Source organism: Pseudoalteromonas sp. Hal040, from assembly GCF_037162425.1.
Lineage (GTDB): Bacteria > Pseudomonadota > Gammaproteobacteria > Enterobacterales > Alteromonadaceae > Pseudoalteromonas > Pseudoalteromonas gelatinilytica.
The window spans coordinates 648,705-667,962 of the sequence record NZ_JARLUU010000001.1; the positions used below are offsets into that span (position 1 = coordinate 648,705).

Annotated in this window: 11 protein-coding genes and 2 pseudogenes; 12 read left to right on the forward strand and 1 reads right to left on the reverse strand. The window is 41.7% G+C overall.

Translation table 11 applies throughout. The features are described 5' to 3' along the window. Window positions 1–205: 205 nt before the first annotated feature. The gene (locus P4S60_RS02975) at window positions 206–1,567 is read left to right on the forward strand and encodes a hypothetical protein (RefSeq protein WP_188727895.1); all 1,362 of its coding nucleotides are present in this window, start codon (window positions 206–208) and stop codon (window positions 1,565–1,567) included. 106 nt (window positions 1,568–1,673) lie between these two features. Further along, window positions 1,674–4,277: a DUF2339 domain-containing protein gene (locus P4S60_RS02980; protein WP_337114951.1), complete on the forward strand. Its 2,604-nt coding sequence runs from the start codon at window positions 1,674–1,676 to the stop codon at window positions 4,275–4,277. Window positions 4,278–4,312: 35 nt separating this feature from the next. On the opposite strand, the gene P4S60_RS02985 is transcribed toward P4S60_RS02980, so the two are convergent. After that, on the reverse strand, window positions 4,313–7,753 hold the full coding sequence (locus P4S60_RS02985) for a PAS domain-containing hybrid sensor histidine kinase/response regulator (RefSeq protein ID WP_337114952.1): 3,441 nt from the start codon (window positions 7,751–7,753) through the stop codon (window positions 4,313–4,315). Window positions 7,754–8,140: 387 nt separating this feature from the next. On the opposite strand from P4S60_RS02985, the gene P4S60_RS02990 reads away from it, so the two are divergent. From P4S60_RS02990 to phoB, 10 genes and pseudogenes are all read left to right on the forward strand, one after another. Then, window positions 8,141–8,404 carry a DUF4212 domain-containing protein gene (locus P4S60_RS02990; RefSeq protein ID WP_054551160.1) on the forward strand — a complete coding sequence of 88 codons (264 nt, stop codon included), beginning with the start codon at window positions 8,141–8,143 and terminating at the stop codon, window positions 8,402–8,404. Between the two features lie 10 nt (window positions 8,405–8,414). Beyond that, the gene (locus P4S60_RS02995; RefSeq protein ID WP_063703256.1) at window positions 8,415–10,139 is read left to right on the forward strand and encodes a sodium:solute symporter family protein; all 1,725 of its coding nucleotides are present in this window, start codon (window positions 8,415–8,417) and stop codon (window positions 10,137–10,139) included. A gap of 119 nt (window positions 10,140–10,258) precedes the next feature. Continuing rightward, window positions 10,259–12,096 (forward strand): annotated as a pseudogene (locus P4S60_RS03000) (DUF294 nucleotidyltransferase-like domain-containing protein). Window positions 12,097–12,104: 8 nt separating this feature from the next. Continuing rightward, window positions 12,105–12,727, forward strand: a pseudogene (locus P4S60_RS03005) (3'-5' exonuclease). Beyond that, a complete protein-coding gene (locus P4S60_RS03010) occupies window positions 12,724–13,185 on the forward strand; it encodes a methyltransferase family protein (protein ID WP_337114953.1) in 462 nt (153 codons plus the stop codon). Before P4S60_RS03005 ends, P4S60_RS03010 begins: the two are co-directional and overlap by 4 nt. Window positions 13,186–13,558: 373 nt before the next feature. Beyond that, window positions 13,559–14,575 (forward strand): erythrose-4-phosphate dehydrogenase, encoded by a 1,017-nt coding sequence (gene epd / locus P4S60_RS03015; protein ID WP_063703258.1) that lies wholly within the window; start codon window positions 13,559–13,561, stop codon window positions 14,573–14,575. Window positions 14,576–14,617: 42 nt separating this feature from the next. Beyond that, window positions 14,618–15,793 (forward strand): phosphoglycerate kinase, encoded by a 1,176-nt coding sequence (locus P4S60_RS03020; RefSeq protein WP_337114954.1) that lies wholly within the window; start codon window positions 14,618–14,620, stop codon window positions 15,791–15,793. A gap of 196 nt (window positions 15,794–15,989) precedes the next feature. Beyond that, window positions 15,990–17,054: a class II fructose-bisphosphate aldolase gene (gene fba / locus P4S60_RS03025; RefSeq protein ID WP_063703260.1), complete on the forward strand. Its 1,065-nt coding sequence runs from the start codon at window positions 15,990–15,992 to the stop codon at window positions 17,052–17,054. Between the two features lie 400 nt (window positions 17,055–17,454). After that, complete coding sequence (locus tag P4S60_RS03030; RefSeq protein ID WP_337114955.1) at window positions 17,455–18,405, forward strand: porin; 951 nt, start codon at window positions 17,455–17,457, stop codon at window positions 18,403–18,405. Window positions 18,406–18,551: 146 nt separating this feature from the next. Next, window positions 18,552–19,241, forward strand: coding sequence for a phosphate regulon transcriptional regulator PhoB (phoB, locus tag P4S60_RS03035; protein WP_036970740.1), 690 nt, complete (start codon window positions 18,552–18,554; stop codon window positions 19,239–19,241). Window positions 19,242–19,258: the final 17 nt, after the last annotated feature.

Here is a 19,258-nt window from a genome sequence, read left to right on the forward strand (position 1 = left end):
TTCGTGTAAAAGTAAGCTGCTTTCACTATAAATGTGATTTTCTGTCCATAATTATGATTAATTGAGTGCTTTTCCACATCATTTTCTACACTTTTTAACTTTATCGTAAGGAATTGTAAGTGAAGGTAATAGTTTGTAAAACATAGAATTTTTTCGCACTATTCGAGTCAGAATGGGGTATTACAAACAATAAGGAAAAAATTCTATGAAAAGCACTCTGCTTAAAACAATTGTTGCCTCAAGTTTGCTTTCGGTACTGGCTGCCTGTTCAAGCGACGACAGCAGCAGTAGCAACAGTGGCTATGTGCAACTGTACAATGGCTCTTACAACAGCCCATACACACGTTTATTTGTTGATGACACTGAACGTTCAGGCGCAGATTTTGGTGATGTATCAACTCGTCATAACTACAGTTCGGGGGAGTATGATTTAAGTTTTGAATATGTTGATGCCAACGATAGCTATATCACCATCGATGAAGAAACCATCAAAATTAAAAATGATCAAACTCAGCTACTAGTAATGAATGGCGATTTTGCTGAACCAACGTTTACAGAGCTAAGTGTGCCGACGTCAAGCGATGAAGATGAATTCAATGTTGGCTTTTTTAATATTGTTGGTGAAGATAACCTTTACGATGTATACGTTGCTACCGACGACGGTTTATTTGATACCGCTGAGTTATTAATGACTTCGCAATACCTCGTTGAACCAGAATTAGCGACGCTTGAGGAAGGTTATTACACTATTTATATTACCGCTAGCGGTAGCACAGATGTGATTTTTGAATCACCAACCGTGTACTTTAATGATGAAGCAACGTACATGGCGATGATCCGTCCAAGTTATGCAACAGAAGAAGATGGTATTACACTTGATGTCGTGACGGCAAGTAGCTCAGTAACACAACTAAACCACCAAGACGCGCAAGGTCAGCTGCGTTTTATCAATACCATCGATGACTACACGCAAACCCAGTTTAAAGTAACCCGAGGCACAACGGCGACTAACACCGAGGTTGTTAGCAACGATAGTTACTCTGAATACATGAGCATGTCGCCAAATAGTTACAGCGTCGCCATGTTAGATGAAGCAGGTGACACGATTGTAGATAACTTCTTAATGACATTAGAACGTGAGCAGAGTGCGGTTGGTCTTTTCTACAATGACAAAGATTACGGCCCTCGTATGATGACCATTGAAGAAAACCTAACTCCAAGCAGCTACAGCCATGCAGTTACTGTGGTTAACTTAATTGATAGCTATGCAGGGCAAGAAATTGACGAGGTTGATGTGTACTTTACCCTCAATGGTGAAACGGTTGAAGATACTAGCAATGTTGTAGAAGGGTTAGATCAATACGACCAACAAGAGCAGGTGGTTGATAACGAAGTTTATACAACCTATGTGGTGTTTGAAGATAACGGCCAACAGATTGTGCTTTTACAACAAAGCGATATGGATTTTACTGAAGAAGGTAACTATATCTTGGTGATTGAACACGATGAAACCACTGATTCAGGTTACAAAATGACCTTAGAGCGCACGGTGACTGAACAGTCTTAACCGGCTAAAACGCAATATCGTTGTTTCTTTACTCTTGCTAAGTGTTTATTGTATAAACAATTAAGGCATTTTGCTTTTTTGTTTAAAGCGTACACAAGGAGAGAGTATGGATGGCGGTATTGCGTTACTAGTATTACTTGCACTAGTTGTTGTAGGTGGCTCAATTGCGGGTATTTTTGCCTTTTTTCAACTCTCTAGTTTAAAGCGAGAAGTGGTAGCTCTTCGAGTAAAACTTAACGCGACATATAGTCATCATCCACAAACAAATACTGCAAACCAGTTTGATAATTCAAACGAAGATCTGACTGACGATGCAAAATCTGAACCAGAGCCTGTATTCATTAGTAAGCCGATTGAGGCTACTGATAAAAAGCCAGAGCCGACAAAACCCAAGCCTGCGACTCTAAATCCGCTAGTCAGCCAACTCGTTACACAAGTCAAAGCTAATTGGCTAACTTGGGTAGGAGCAGTTGCACTTGCCTTTGGCGGTATCTTTTTGGCCCGCTATTCACTGGAGGCAGGCTTACTATCTGAAACCATGCGACTTACGCTTGGCGCTATTTTTGGTTTGAGCTTAATTGTCGCGGCTGAGGTTTTACATCGCAAAGGTATTATTTTTGATGGGTTTAGCAACTATATTCCCGCGGCGCTGGCAAGTGGTGGTTTTATTAGTTGTTTTGCATTGACCTTGCTGGCCTATAGCCATTATGGCTTACTCCAAGCTTTACCTGCATTTAGCATTTTAACCTTAGTTTCTGTAGCAGCAAGCTGGATGGCACTGCGTTTTGGTCCAGTGCTAGCAGTTATTGGCATTATTGGCGCCTACAGCGTGCCGGTTTGGGTTAATACCGGGAGCAATGACTTTATAGCACTGCTAACTTATGTTGCGTTTGTCAGTGTATCAGCTTCGCTAGTTGCGCATTACGTAAAACGGCATTGGTTGTGGTATTTGTTATGGGCAGGTCACTTGGGCTGGTATTATTTAGTTGCAATGAGTGCAGCTAAAAACCTGCATTGGTTTATTAATCTTTATGCTCTATTTAGCATCCTATTGTTAATTGCGATTCCGCGCCTAGGGCTGAGCATTAAGCAAATTGAACACCGCCCACATCGCTTTAAAATACTACTTAAGCAACTGCCCGACAACCCTCTGTTGATAGCTGTTGTCGTGCCACTTTACCTTTTACTCATGAGCAGTAACCAACTGCTTACTTGGCAGCTTAGTATGTTGTCGTTAGTGGCTTTACTGTTGTTTTTGGTATTAAAAAACAGTGCATGGGATCACTGGCTGATACTAGCTGTTGTGAGTGTAATGTGTTTGCTCATAGGACAACACAATGCTGTTGATTATTCTGAGCAACTTTTTGTATTTCGGCAAAACTACGGTGCAGGGCTGTTTTTTATTGCTTTGTTTGCTGGCTATGGGTTTTTATTTGGTCGTAAATACCCTAAACGCTTTGGCTTTACCTTACTCGCTTCACTTTCAGGCTTTGTGATTATTAGTTGCTTATATGTCATAACGCCCGATCATGCCTTAACGACGGCATACCCGGTTTGGTGCTTTGTATTAGTGGCACTGTCTGCTTGGTTATTTAAGTTATCAATTAACAGCACGAACCCAATGCGGGTATTTAGTTACTGGCTTGGCGGCAATGCCAATATTAGTTTGGCATTAACCATGCTGCTTGAAGGCAGTAGCTTAACCTTAGCGCTTGCTGCGCAAGTGTTGTTGATTAGTTTTTATGTTAATAAACATGCACTCAGTATTCCGACTTGGCCGCTTAAAGGTTTAGTTGGTGCTTTACTTGTTAGGTTAAGTTTTGCGCCTTGGTCAGCTGATTACAGTGATGCGCTGCTGCTCGGTGTGCATTGGAGTTTGGTTGTGTACCCAGTATGCGCTTGCTTATTTTACTTAGCGGCGAGGCACTGGCAGCTGCAATCTGTTCGGGTGTGGCTAGAAGGTGCGCTGCTTCATTGTATTGCTTTATTTATTACCACAGAGACGAGCTATCAGTTGGTGGGGCGCTACCCTGATTTTGAGAGCTTGTCTGTGTATGAGCATATTTTATTAACCTGTAACTGGGGCATCTTGGGTTGTGTTTATTTACTGCGTTCACGCTTTACTGAGCAATTAGCTAAGCTCTATCAAGTAGCAGGTTTTGCGTTATTAACATTGAGTGGCTTGTTAGTGCTGAAAAGCTTTACCGCAGTAAATCCGTTTTTTGAGCCGATAAATATAGGCAGTTGGCCGATTATTAACTGGCTATTATTACTTTGGTTAGTCCCTGCCTGTATTGCAATTTGGGCAAGCCGACTGACCAAATCTCAGCACTATTTACAAAAGCTGTTTACAGCACTTGCAGGTGTGATGAGTGTTTTATATATCAATGCGGAAATTCGCCACAACTGGCAAGGCGAGTTTATAAATATTGCTTTGCCAACCTCAGATGCCGAGCTTTACAGTTATTCTTTAGTTTGGCTTGTTATCGGTGCCTTGGTGGTTGTGGTGGGGCAGTTAAGAACCATTACGGTATTACAAAAACTCGGCCTTGGCTTATTGGCGCTGGTGGTATTAAAAGTGTTCTTGATTGATATGGCAAACTTAACTGGGTTGCTGCGGGCTATTTCGTTTATCGGCTTAGGCTTGTCGTTAGTGGCACTTAGTTGGTTATTCCAAAAATTTAAGGCAAAGCCTACTGCTTTGCCTTAAGTGGTATTGTTAAGCGCTGTTGTTAAAAACGTTGGTTAAGCACTGTGATTAAGCAGTGCTTTGAGTTTTGCGGGCTTAACGGGTTTACTAAGGTAATGAATTTGCTCAGCTTTGGTTTGTTGTTTTAACGCTTCATCACGCACCGCTGTGATTAAAATCGCAGGCACTGGGCTTTGCCAAATTTCTCTTAGAGTTTTAATAAGCGTTATCCCATCGCAATCATGACCAAGCTGATAATCCATTAAGATCACATCGGGCGCTCGGTGCTCTTTGGCATAGGCCATCACGGTTTCAACTTGATCAAAGAGTTGATAATTTGCCTGCCACTTTTGCAATAGGCTTGCCATGGCATTAAGGTTTTCTGGGTCATCATCCACCGCAATAATATTCATTGCACTGCGGTTCTCAACACCTTTTTTAGGCGCCTCTTTTTGTTGAATAAATTGGCTTTCACCATAAGGTACTTCAATACTAAAGCGGCTACCTTTGCCAGGCGTTGAGCTTACATCTAAACGTAAAGAGAGTAAGTCGGCCATTCGTTTTACAACTCCTAAGCCAAGACCCACCCCTTTGTTATCACCGGCTTCAATACGATAAAAGTCATTAAAGATTTTCGCTTGCTCTACTTCTGTAATGCCGGGGCCTGTGTCCCATACTTCAATACGTAAATGATGTTTGCGTTTGCGACAAGCAATTAAAACTCGGCCACTATCAGTGTATTTAACCGCATTTGACACCAAATTTTGGATAATTCGTCGTAAGTAAGTGATATCACTGTGAACGATAACTCCTTTTGAACGCACCGTCAGTTTCAAGCCTTTTTCGCTCGACATAATGGCGTATTCATTTTTCAGCGGGGCAAGTATGTCATCAATACTAAAGTGACGTGGAGTAGGGGTCATTGCCCCTTGCTCAAGCTTGGCAATCTCTAACAGCGCCGACATCAAATGCACCGTTGAATCTAAACTTGCGCCAAGCTTTTCAAAGTTATTTAAATTGTTGCTCGAAAGGGTTTTATCATCAATGGCTGCAAGGTATAGGCGCGCTGCATTCAGCGGTTGTAAAATATCGTGGCTTGCTAAGGCTAAAAAACGTGTTTTACTGTCATTAGCTTGTTCTGCCTCTTTTTTAGCTAAAGTAAGTGCTTGCTCAGTTTGTACTCGGCTATCGATTTGTGCTTGTAAATCTTTATTGATAGTACGGATTTCTTGAGTACGCGCTTCAATGCGGTTTTCAAGGTCCATGTTTACTTCTTCAAGCGCATTTTGCGTTTCGATATGCGTGGTAATATCAGAGAAACTTGTTACAAAGCCGCCATCTGGCAGTGGGTTACCAATCATTTCGAATACTTGGCCATTACGGCGGTGGCGAATAAAGTGATGGGGTGTGCCGTTTTTAAGATGCTGTATACGCTTTTCTACATGGCGCTCAACTTCACCGGGGCCACATTCACCGCGCTCGGCATTGTACCTAAGCACATCTTCAATTGGTTGGCCTACTTCAAGAAAGTCATCTGGGTAGGCAAACATCTCTGCGTAGCGCTTATTCCACGCCACTAAATTAAGCTCTTTATCTACAACCGAAATACCATGACTGAGGTTTTCAAGAGAGGTAAATAGTAAGTTTTGATTGAATTGCAGGGCTTGCGTAGTTTCATCAAAAAAGTTAACCACTTCTTCAAAGGCCATGCGTTTACCAGAGGCAACCGTGTGGATCAGCGCTTGTGCCGAAGAGGCACCAAGCACACCGGTTAAGGCGCGTTCACAATATGCAATAAACTCAGGTTCAGGATGCGCGTTGTTGTCATCTAAGTTATGCGACAACGCAAAGTGAGCCAGCACCTGTTGCGAGCGTTGCACGCCTAAGAAGGTTTGCAGCAGCACTTTAAAATCGTAAACGGTGGCTTTAACGTTTTTATTTAAGCGTCTGGCGAATACGGCTTGCTCTTTTGGATTTACAAAGGCTGCAGCTTGAATTTTATCAATTAAACGCTCATCAGCACCAAGCGAAAAGCTAATGTAACAACCAATATTGGCAAACAAGGCGATTAGAGTGCCACGAGTAATAAGTGTTTGTTGTAGCTCTGCGTTTAAGGTATTGCCCGCATCTAAAATAGGCAGCATTAAGAATAAAACCCAGCAAATAAAGCCTGCTAATAATCCGGCATAAACCCCATAAGCATGGCCTTTTCGCCAATATAGGCCACCGACAATGGCAGGAAGTAATTGCGATACCAAAGAAAAGGCCACTAAACCCATACTAGCCAATGCTTTACCATGACCAAACCATTGCTGGTAGAAATACGACAAAATCAAAATGCCGGCAATTGTGAAGCGTCTTACTAACAGGATTTGCGACTTATAGCTGCTGGTGATGAGGTTACGTTTAAACTTACGGCGTAGCATTAGCGGCAATACTACATCGTTTGAAATCATGGTGCTAAGTGTGAGTGTGGCCACAACAATCATCGCTGTAGCCGCAGATAGACCCCCGATAAATACAAAGGTTGTTAAAAAGGCGTTCTCGTGCATCAGCGGCAGGGCTAACACGAAGCTATCTGGTGAGAAACCACTGCCAATGCCAGGGTGTATAGCTGCCGTTGCAATAGGGAAAATCATTGCAGCAGTCAGTAACAAATACAGGGGGAATGCCCAGCGGGCGGTATAAAGATGGCGTTTATCTTGGTTATCGACCACTGTTACGTGGAACTGCCTTGGTAAACAGATAATCGCCGCTGCCGCCATTAATGACTGGCCGATAAAGTTAAAGCTAAAAAAGTCGAAGTTATGCCAGTGCTGCCAAATAGAGCCCGTTAGCTGCTCGGTTTGCACCGTACTTAAATTAAATAATGTGTATAAAGCAAGTCCAGCAACAGCCACCAAAGCCAGTAATTTCACCATAGATTCAAAAGCGACAGCCAGCATGAGTCCTGAGCGATATTCAGTTACATCGACTTTGCGCGTACCAAAAAATATCGCAAACATCGCCATGATAAGTGTTGCTGAAAGGGCCAGCATAGACCCCGAAATACGATCGTCGTTTTGTAATAATAAGAAGCTGCCACTCAGTGCTTTTAATTGCAGAGCGATATAAGGGATCGTCGCTAATAAAGCGATAATGGTTACCATAATCGCGGTGGTTTGCCGTTTACCATAGCGAGCTGAAATAAAGTCGGCGATAGTGGTGATATTCTGCTTTTTACTGACCAGTACTAATTTACGTAAAAACCCTTGGCCAAAGAAAAATAGCAGCGCAGGGCCAATTAAAATAGGTAAGTAATTCCAACTGCTGGTGGCTGCTGTACCAACTGAACCGTAGTAAGTCCAAGACGTACAGTAAATCCCTAGTGAAAAAGAATAAACAAATGGGTGGTGACTAATTCTTTTTGCAAGAGGAGTGGTTTTGTCTCCCCAATTTGCCAACCAAAACAACACGCCAATATAGGCGAGTGCAACAAATAAAAGCGCAGCTGTCATGTTTAAATTCAGTAATTATTGTAATAACACTACCTTACCAGAATTATGCGCGATTTCGATGGCTAGATTTTTTGCAATAAAAATTAATAAAAAGCAAGTTATTGATATTTAAAATATAGTTCTGTTTTATGCGCTGTTATTAGACTAATGTCGCAGAACATTCGTTTTTACTATTTTCGCTATTTCGCAAATTTATCTTTATAGGTTAAGTTGTTGTTAATTATTGTTTTTTACCATCCATTAACAAATGGTGCTTTACAGTTTACGTAAACGTAAACAAGCTGTTACGACTATGGTCTCAATTCCATAAATCAGAACCCTTGCTAACTTAGTTAATGACAACTAATACCACTCATTACTTTTTTGTAATGCATAAGGGGATAAAAAATGGCTTTTAAAGATGAAGAACAAGCAAAAGCTTATTGGGCGGAAAACCTCGCACTGCTATTTAAATTATTAGCAATTTGGTTTGTCGTGTCATTTGGCTTCGGCATTTTACTAGTAGACGTACTTAACGAGATACGTTTCTTTGGGTTTAAACTCGGCTTCTGGTTCTCCCAGCAAGGCGCTATTTACACCTTTGTTGCTTTGATTTTTGTTTACGTTTTCAAAATGAATACGTTAGATAAAAAATATGGCGTAGACGAATAGGAGCTAAGCAATGGATGTTCAAACACTCACGTTTATTATCGTCGGTTTAAGCTTCGCGCTTTATATCGGCATCGCAATCTGGGCTCGTGCTGGGTCAACTAATGAATTCTATGTTGCAGGGGGCGGTGTACCGCCGCTAGCAAATGGTATGGCAACCGCTGCTGACTGGATGAGTGCGGCATCGTTTATCTCAATGGCGGGTATTATCTCGTTTGCGGGTTATGACGGTGGTGTATATCTAATGGGTTGGACAGGTGGTTATGTACTACTTGCACTTTGTTTAGCTCCTTACCTACGTAAGTTTGGTAAGTTCACGGTACCCGATTTCATTGGTGACCGTTATTACTCACAAGCTGCACGTGTTGTTGCAATTTTATGTGCCATCTTTATCTGTTTCACATACATCGCAGGTCAAATGCGTGGTGTAGGCGTGGTTTTCTCTCGCTTCTTAGAAGTAGATATTGAGACCGGTGTTTACATTGGTATGGTGATTGTATTCTTCTACGCTGTATTAGGCGGTATGAAGGGGATTACATATACGCAAGTAGCTCAGTACTGTGTACTCGTATTTGCTTACCTTGTTCCAGCAATCTTCATTTCAATGATGATGACAGGTCACTTCTTCCCACAAACAGGTTTTGGTGCAACGCTTAGCGATGGCTCAGGACAGTTTGTACTCGATAAACTAGATGGACTCAGTACCGAGCTTGGCTTTGCGCAATACACCGAAGGCTCGAAGAGCATGATTGATGTATTCGCAATCACCGGCGCGCTAATGGTTGGTACTGCAGGTTTACCACACGTAATCGTTCGTTTCTTCACTGTTCCTCGTGTTAAAGACACGCGTATCTCAGCTGCATGGACACTTGTTTTCATTGCAATCGTTTATACAACAGCACCTGCTGTAGCGTCATTCGCTCGTGTAAACATGATTGATACAATTAACGGTAAAGACGGTAGCGGTACAGAGTACGCTGAAGCACCAGCATGGGTTAAAAACTGGGAAAGAACAGGCCTAATCACCTTTAACGATAAAAATGGTGACGGCAAAATGTTCTACTCAGCAGGTAAGATTGATGATCCAAACAGCGCAAACGAAGTTAAAGTTGACCGCGACATCATGGTACTTGCTAACCCTGAGATTGCAGACTTACCAGCATGGGTTGTAGCATTGGTTGCAGCAGGTGGTATCGCAGCAGCGCTATCAACTACAGCAGGCTTACTATTGGTAATCTCAACCTCGGTATCGCACGATTTATTAAAACGTACATTAAAACCAGATATTAGCGATAAACAAGAGCTACTTGCTGCGCGCTTAGCAGCGATGATAGCGATTGTGATTTCAGCTTACTTTGGTATTAACCCGCCAGGGTTCGTGGCCTCGGTTGTTGCCTTTGCCTTCGGCTTAGCAGCGGCGAGCTTCTTCCCAGCCATCATTATGGGTATCTTCTCTAAGAAGATGAATAAGGAAGGTGCGATTGCGGGTATGGTGACAGGTATTACATTCACAGCGGCTTATATTATCTACTTCAAGTTCGTAAGCCCTGAATTAAATGCACCGGCACACTGGTTATTTGGTATCTCACCTGAGGGTATCGGTCTAGTTGGTATGATTGTTAACTTTGTAGTTGCAGGTATCGTACTTAAACTAACGGCTGAAACACCAGTTGAAATCCAAGAAATGGTTGAAGGTATCCGTAACCCTAAAGGTTCGAGCGCAGCGCACGCGCACTAATAAAACCATTTAATGAGAACACACTCTTGAAGTTCAAAAGCCCGACTTAAGTCGGGCTTTTTATTTATTTCAAACAGGGGTAGTGTAGATATTGTCTCTATTTTATAGCGAGAATGACCATGAATACCGAGCAACAGGAAGTCGCCCAATTTGTGATGCAACAAACGCCATTTAATCAGCTCGAAGGTGCTGCTAGTGAGTATTTTGTAAACCATCTCGATATTATTTATCTGACCCGTGAGAATCAAAATCAGTGGTTAAGTTCAGATAATCTAAGATTATTTTTAATTCGCTCTGGCGATTATGATTTGGTCGACCCAAAAGGCGATGTGATCACTAAGTTATCAAGTGGCGATTACTTTGGTTTTCCTTCACTGTTAACCGGCGAAGCAATTCAAAATAGCATTTCAGTGCAAAAGGAAGGCATTGTTTACATGCTAAACCAAGCGGCATTTGATTACTTACGCCGTGAGTATAAAGTGTTTGAGCAGTACTTTGTTCGCGCCCATAAAAACCGTTTATTGTCGTCTCATTATAAAAGTCAAAACGACAGTTGGTCGGAGAAAAAATTTGCGAATTGATGAATCGCAAAGCCGTCACCTTGGCACCAGATGCAAGTATTCGTCAAACCGCTAAAAAAATGAAACAGCAGGGTGTTTCGTCGATTATGTTAACGGAACATGATCGCCTCGTTGGGGTTGTCACTGACAGAGACTTACGCAACCGCGTATTGGCCGATGAGGTTGACCCTCAAGAGTCAGTAAGTAGCATCATGACGTGTAAGCCCAAGTTTATTTTTGAAAATAACCGCGTGTTTTCGGCGCTACACTTAATGCTTAAGCACAATATTCACCATTTACCTGTGCTTGATGAACATCACAAACCCCTAGGTATGCTCACCAGTACTGATTTGCTGCGTCAGCAAAAAAGCGACCCAGTACAATTGATTGGACGAATTTACAAAGCGCACAGCGTGGTTGATTTAAAGCGTTATTCGCAAGAGATACCCGGTTTATTAAAAGGCTTTTCGAACAATATTGATGACATCTCCTTGATTGGTAAATTATTAAGTGGCTTAACCGATGCACTGACTTCGCGTTTGATCCGTTTATTTCAAGAAGATAATGGCGCGGCACCAACCAGTTTTAGCTTTATTTGTTTTGGTTCACAAGCACGAGAAGAGCAAACACTGCATTCAGACCAAGATAATGGCCTGTTGCTACCTGATGATCTAACAGACGAACAACATGATTACTATAAGCGCATGGGCGAGTATGTCTGTGAGCATTTAATTGAGTGCGGTATAAAACGTTGCCCTGGCAATATTATGGCGAGCAATACAGCGTGTCGAATGGGCATAAACGATTGGACAGAAAAGTTTCATAAGTGGATCACTTCACCGACACCAGAGGCGATGCTCAATTGTAAGATATTTTTTGATTTACGTTTTATTGAAGGTTCCACTACCTTATATGCGCGCTTTTGTGAGCAGCTAAAACGCATTTCTAAAAATGACTTATTCTATGCGGCTATGGCGAGCGACATTAAAAATACCCCTGTACCCATTGGTTTGTTCAATCAGTTCAAATTAGAAAAAGACGAAAAGCAGCATAAGTACCTTGATTTAAAAAAACGTGGTGTGGTGATCATCAACGACATCGTGCGTTTATATTCTCTCAAAGCGGGTATTCAGCGCGCTAATACGCAAGAGCGCATTGACGCGTTAATGAAGTTTTCGCTACTCAATAAAGATGACCTATATAACTTAAAAGACTGTTGGCGCTTTTTAACTCAACTGCGTTTAGGCACGCAAATTAACGAAGAGGGATTGCCTAGCAACTGTATTAACCCTAATGCCTTGAATTCATTGGAGCGACATCAATTAAAAGAAGCATTTTATTTGGTTAAGCAGGCGCAACAAGCCGCCGCATTTAAGTTTGCTCGCGGTAGTTTATAGGAGAGGGTATGGTTAAACGCTGGTTAAGTCGGTATTTAGCGCGCAAGCAACTCTTGGCATCCGATGCCTATAAAGAGCGCTACGTAGTGATAGACATGGAATTAACGGGCCTAGATCCTCGCCAGCACGAAATTGTCTCGGTGGCGTGGGTGATGATAGAAGATCAATGCATTAAACTCAGCGGTGCGCAGCACTTAATAAATAAAGACGTGCAAAGCTTAGAGCAAAGTCCGATTTATCATGGTATTGCAAAACAAGACATAGATACAGGTGAAAGCCTCGAAACCATTCTTGGCAAGCTGCATCAGCATTTTGGTGAGTGCATTTTAGTGTTTCATAACGCGGCACTTGATTGGGGGTTTTTAAAACAGGCCTGCAGAACGCTTGGTTTAGATGCAAAAGCGCGTTTAATTCTTGATACCTTTGTTATTGAAAAAAACGCCTGCACCAGCAAGGCCACGAAATTGGGCACGATGATTTAACACTTAGCGAATGCCGTAAGCGCTACAACTTACCGCATTACAGCTCGCACCATGCCCTTACTGATGCGATGGCAACGGCCGAGTTATTCTTAGCACAGTGTCATCAAATTAGTCGAGGTAAGGCATTGAAAGTAGGGGAGCTGGTGTGAATCAGTTAGAATTAAAAGTGCCCCCAGTTGTGCTGCTGTTGATCATTGCGTTGATGATGTGGGGCACAGCTTACTTGTTTATGAGTTTTAGCTTCTCGTTTTTTGCATCATCTTTTGTAGCACTACTCATAGCATTTTCAGGTGTGATGTTTGCTTTATTAGGGGTTTATCAATTTCGTAAGCAAGGCACGACTGTTGACCCTCGAATTCCAGAAAAGTCAGCGAGTCTTGTTACAAGTGGTGTTTATCAAATTAGCCGTAACCCAATGTATGTTGGTATGTTACTAATGCTAGTTGGTTGGGGAATTTATCTTGGTAACATTGCGAGTTTTATTATGTTGCCGGTATTTATTCTTTACATGAATCGATTCCAAATAATGCCAGAAGAAACGTTTATGGCAGAGAAGTTTGGGTTAGCATACCAACAATACAAAAAATCTGTTCGTCGCTGGCTATAAAGGAATAAAGAGAGACAGAAGTTGCTAGAGCAGTTTTATTTACCTTGCCCTCTTATAAAAACTTCAAAGGTAGATTATCAAAATTGAGTCATCTAGAGTTGTTAAAGTAGTTTTATTTACCTGCCCTCTTATAAAAATGTGTAAGGTCGATTACCAAAATTGAGCCATCTAAAACATGCTAAGCAACTTTTATTTCACCTGACCTCTTATAATAATGTGTAAGGTCGATTACCAAAACTGCGCCATCTAAAACATACTAAGCAACTTTTATTTTTGCTGACCTCTTATAAAAACTCTTCAGGTCGATTACAATACCGCCATCTAAAAGGCAGCTGCCTTTATCTGCAAGCAAATAGAGTGGATTTTCTTCTTCATGGCAATCAAACTTGCAATTAATGGTTTTGGTCGAATCGGGCGCAACATCGTCCGTGCTCTGTATGAATCAGGGCTTGAAGATCAAATCAAAATTGTCGCTATTAACGAATTAGCCGACCCTAAGGGCATTGCCCATCTCCTTAAATACGATACATCTCACGGCCGCTTTTCATTTCCAGTTAATCTTGGCGAAGATACTTTAACGGTTGCTAATGACTCTATTGCTTTGTTTGCAGAAGAAAACCCAGCAGAACTGCCTTGGCAAACACTTGATGTTGATGTGGTTCTTGAATGTACTGGGGTGTATCACTCACGTGAACATGCTGAGCTACACTTAAACGCTGGTGCAAAAAAAGTATTGTTTTCGCAGCCTGCAGATGCAGATGTTGATGCCACAATTGTGTATGGTATTAACGATGATGAATTAAAAGCTGAACATACGATTGTTTCAAATGGTTCATGTACCACAAACTGTATTGTGCCAGTGATTAAAGTGTTAGATGACGCATTTTCGATTGAATCTGGGGCCATTACGACGATTCATGCCTCGATGCATGATCAGCAAGTCATCGATGCATATCATCATGATTTACGTCGTACCCGCGCCGCAAGCCAGTCTATTATTCCGGTAGATACAAAGCTTGCTCGTGGTATTGAGCGTATTTTGCCTAAGTTTCATAGTCGCTTTGAAGCCATTGCAGTTAGGGTACCAACTATCAATGTGACGGCGATGGATTTAAGCGTAACAGTGAATACCGATGTGAATTTAGCGACTGTCAATCAGGCACTTAAGTTAGCAGCAAAAGACCGTCTTGACGGTATTTTAAGCTACACAGAAGAGCCATTGGTATCGGTAGATTTTAATCATGACCCACATTCTTGTATCATAGATGGCACTCAGACACGTGTTAGTCATAAACGACTGATAAAGTTGTTAGTGTGGTGCGATAATGAGTGGGGCTTTGCGAATCGTATGCTCGACACTGCGCGTGCGATGATGGCTGTAAGCCAATAATTTATAAATATAATATTAGTATCGTTAACTAAGGAGAAGTCCATGTCGGTCATTAAAATGGCAGATTTAGATTTAAACGGCAAACGCGTGTTAATTCGTGAAGATTTAAATGTGCCTGTAAAAGAAGGTAAAGTGACCTCTGATGCGCGTATTCGTGCAGCATTACCAACTATTAAATTAGCGTTAGAAAAAGGCGCTAAAGTAATGGTGATGTCACACCTTGGCCGCCCTACGGAAGGGGAATATGATGAAGCGTTTTCACTTGCCCCTGTGGTTAATTATTTAAATGATGCCCTTGAGCAAACAGTTCGTCTTGAAAAAGACTACCTAGAAGGCGTAGACGTTGCTGATAACGAAGTGGTTGTTTTCGAAAACGTACGTTTTAACGCTGGCGAAAAGAAAAACGACGAAGCACTGTCTAAAAAACTTGCTGCATTATGTGATGTTTACGTAATGGACGCATTTGGTACGGCTCACCGTGCACAAGCATCGACTCATGGTGTGGGTTTATTTGCTGATGTTGCATGTGCAGGTCCATTACTTGCAGCAGAGCTAGACGCACTAGGTAAAGCGCTTGATAACCCAGCTCGTCCATTAGTTGCTATCGTTGGTGGCTCTAAAGTATCAACTAAGTTAACTGTACTTGATTCACTTTCTAAAGTGGTTGACCAACTTGTAACAGGTGGTGGTATTGCGAATACCTTTATCGCAGCAGCAGGTCACCCTGTAGGTAAATCTTTATTTGAAGCTGATTTAATTGATGAAGCAAACAAATTAAGTGCTGCAGCAAAAGCTAATAACGGTGAAATCCCGGTACCAACTGATGTTGTTGTAGGTAATGAGTTCTCTGAGTCTGCAGTGGCAACACTAAAAGATGTGAGTGAAGTAACAGACGAAGACATGATCTTCGATATTGGTCCTGATACAGCAAACCAATTAGCAAAAATCATTGCTAATGCGGGCACCGTTGTATGGAATGGTCCAGTAGGTGTATTTGAATTTGACCAATTTGGCAACGGCACACGTGCTATTGCTGATGCGATTGCCAACTCAAATGCATTCTCGATTGCTGGTGGCGGTGATACGCTTGCAGCGATTGATAAATACGGCATTGCCGATAAAGTTTCTTACATTTCAACCGGTGGTGGTGCTTTCCTTGAATTTTTAGAAGGGAAAAAATTACCAGCAGTTGCTATGCTTGAAGAGCGCGCTAAGTAATTAGTGCGAATGCCAGCGTAGTTATTAAGTAATTACGCTGGTTTAGCTGTTAATAAAATACCTCTCACCCTCGTTTTATTTACAGCTTTTACGGTAGGCGCGAGCTTTTCGTGATGCAGTGATGCATCAAAAAATAACTTATCCGTTCAAACTAGATAGTAGGGAACTACTGTCGATACAATTTGGAGAATACCAAATGGCTTTAATCAGTATGCGACAACTTCTTGATCATGCAGCTGAAAATGGTTACGGCGTACCTGCGTTTAACGTTAATAACCAAGAGCAAATGCGCGCAATTATGGAAGCGGCTGACAAAACAAACAGCCCAGTAATTGTACAAGGTTCAGCAGGCGCACGTGCCTATGCTGGCGCCCCTTTTATTCGTCATATGATTTTAGCAGCCGTTGAAGAATGGCCTCATATTCCAGTTGTAATGCATCAAGACCACGGTACTTCACCAGGTGTATGTCAGCGTTCAATCCAGTTAGGCTTTTCATCAGTAATGATGGATGGCTCATTGATGTCAGATGGTAAAACCCCTTCAAGCTACGAATACAATGTTGATGTAACTCGTCAAACAGTTGAAATGGCACATGCTTGTGGTGTGTCTGTTGAAGGCGAGCTAGGTGTTTTAGGTTCACTTGAAACAGGTGAAGCAGGTGAAGAAGACGGCGTAGGTGCAGAAGGTAAATTGTCTACTGATCAAATGCTAACAGATCCTGAAGAAGCAGCTGATTTCGTTCGTAAAACTAAAGTTGATGCACTGGCTATTGCTTGTGGTACATCACATGGTGCATACAAGTTCACTCGTCCGCCTACAGACGATATCTTAGCGATTGATCGCATCAAAGAGATCCACGCGCGCATTCCTAACACGCACTTGGTAATGCATGGTTCCTCTTCTGTGCCACAAGAGTGGTTAGAAGTGATCAACCAATACGGTGGTGAAATCCCTGAAACGTATGGTGTACCAGTAGAGCAGATCATCGAAGGTATTAAGTACGGTGTTCGTAAAGTAAATATCGATACCGATCTTCGTTTAGCATCAACAGGTGCAATTCGTCGTCACTTAGCTTTAAACCCAGCTAACTTCGATCCACGTAAATACTTAGCAGAAGCAACGAAAGCAATGACTGAGATCTGTGTTGCTCGTTACGAAGCCTTTGGTACTGCGGGTCAAGCAGCTAAGATCAAGCCTATCTCTTTAGATGATATGCACCTTAAATATTTATCAGGTGAACTTGATCCACAAATCAAGTAATTGATAAAAAATTGAAAAAGCCGGCTTACATGCCGGTTTTTTTATGATTCGATCAAGGCGGATCAGCGATTTACTTACTCATGTTCGTGAGGATCAGTGTTTTACTAACCTTCGCTTTCACGGATCATTATTTTACTAGTTACGCACTGATCATCGGCTTTTCTTTGCTCAGCTTTTAAACTAAATACTGATCCCCTTAACATTAAATCAACAAGTTATCTTATTCTCTAAGTAAAATACTGATCTCGGGCTGATCAACTTAGTAAAAACCTGATCCTGATCTGATTTGGTTAGTAGATCAGTGATCCGTGATTTTTGTGTGAAATATAGCCACCTTGCCTTGACCAAAAGCCCTTTATGTTCGATTTTTAAGTTACTGCTTAAATTAAGGATCGCTACCATGAACAAACCTGCCATGATGTTGTCGAGCTTTGCAATGTGCTTTATTTCTTTTCATAGTGTTGCCGAAGCCGTAGATGTGTATGGTCGGGCCCATTTAGGGATTGCCAATAGCGACACCGGGGAGGGCAGTAAAACGTCTGTTGAAAGCTACAACTCACGTATGGGTATTAAAGGTAGCGGTGAAATAAGTGATGGGTTAAAAGCCGTATATAAGTTTGAATTTGCAGTAAATGCGGCTGATCAAGATAGCGATGGTAAAACAGAAGAAAATATTACCGCGCGTAATCAATACGTTGGCTTACAAGGAAGTTATGGTCAGGTGGTGCTCGGCCGTCATGATACGGCATTAAAAGTATCGCAAGGTAAAATTGATTTAATGAACGACTTTAATGGTGATATTAAAGCTTTGTTTAATGGTGAAAATCGCCTCGGCGATGTGGTTCATTATAGCTCGCCTATTGTCGGCAATATGCAATTTGTGGTCACCTATATCGCTGAAGATAATTCTAAACAAGATGAAGAAACCGGTATCTCTGCAGCCTTTATGTATGGCGATAGTAAATTTAAAAATGCACCCTACTTTGTAAGTGTTGCCCACGACAGTAAAGTAGCCGGCTACGATACAACGCGATTTACGGCGCAAGGTAAATTAGGCGATTTGACGGTAGGCGGTATGTATCAACAAAGTGAAAAAGTCACAGGTTCTGACAAAGAAGATGGCTATTTAGTGAGTGCATCTTACAAAATCGATAAATATAAGTTATTGGCGCAATACCAAGATACTGATGGCAGCTTTGGTAAGTTGAAAGATTCGGGGAGTGGTACTTCTGTTGGGGTTGAACGAAGCCTGTCAAAACAAGCACGTATGTATATGTGGTATACGCAATTTTCACTAGATAATAATACTGATGAAGATCACGTGGCAGTCACTTTAAGGTATGACTTTTAATCTTAAATTCACTATTAAAGCGTAAAAACTGGCTATTTTTGCATTGATTTTTTTGCGCTTTTTGAATTACTCGTTAGACTTTCATAAAAATGTCATACTTAGTCATAATAATGAAACCAGTTCGCTAACGAAAGAGATAAATTGGAATGTCACGTAAAGTACTAGTCGTCGATGACGAAGCGCCTATCAGAGAGATGCTGGTTTTTGTTCTAGAGCAAAATGGTTTTCAAGCAATTGAAGCAGAAGATTATGACTCTGCAATTGAAGCTATGGTAGAGCCATACCCAGATATGGTTTTATTAGATTGGATGTTACCTGGTGGTAGCGGTATTCAAATTGCTAAGAAATTTAAGCAAAGCGAATACACTCGTCAAATTCCTATCATCATGCTGACAGCTCGCGGTGAAGAAGAAGATAAAGTGCGCGGCCTTGAAGTAGGTGCTGATGACTACGTAACAAAACCATTTTCTCCTAAAGAATTAATGGCGCGCATTAAAGCGGTTATTCGCCGTGTTTCACCAACCTCATTAGAAGAAGCCATTGAAGTTCATGGTTTACGCCTTGACCCTATTTCACACCGTGTAACCTCAGAAGGGAGTGAATTAGATATGGGTCCTACAGAATTTAGATTACTGCATTTCTTCATGACTCATCCAGAACGTGTTTACAGCCGTGAACAATTACTTGATCATGTATGGGGAACAAATGTATATGTAGAAGACCGTACAGTCGATGTACATATTCGTCGTCTACGTAAAGCGATTGCACCATTAGGACATGACCGTTTAGTACAAACAGTTCGCGGTGCTGGCTATCGTTTTTCAAGTAAATTATAAGTGTCATTGGAATGACC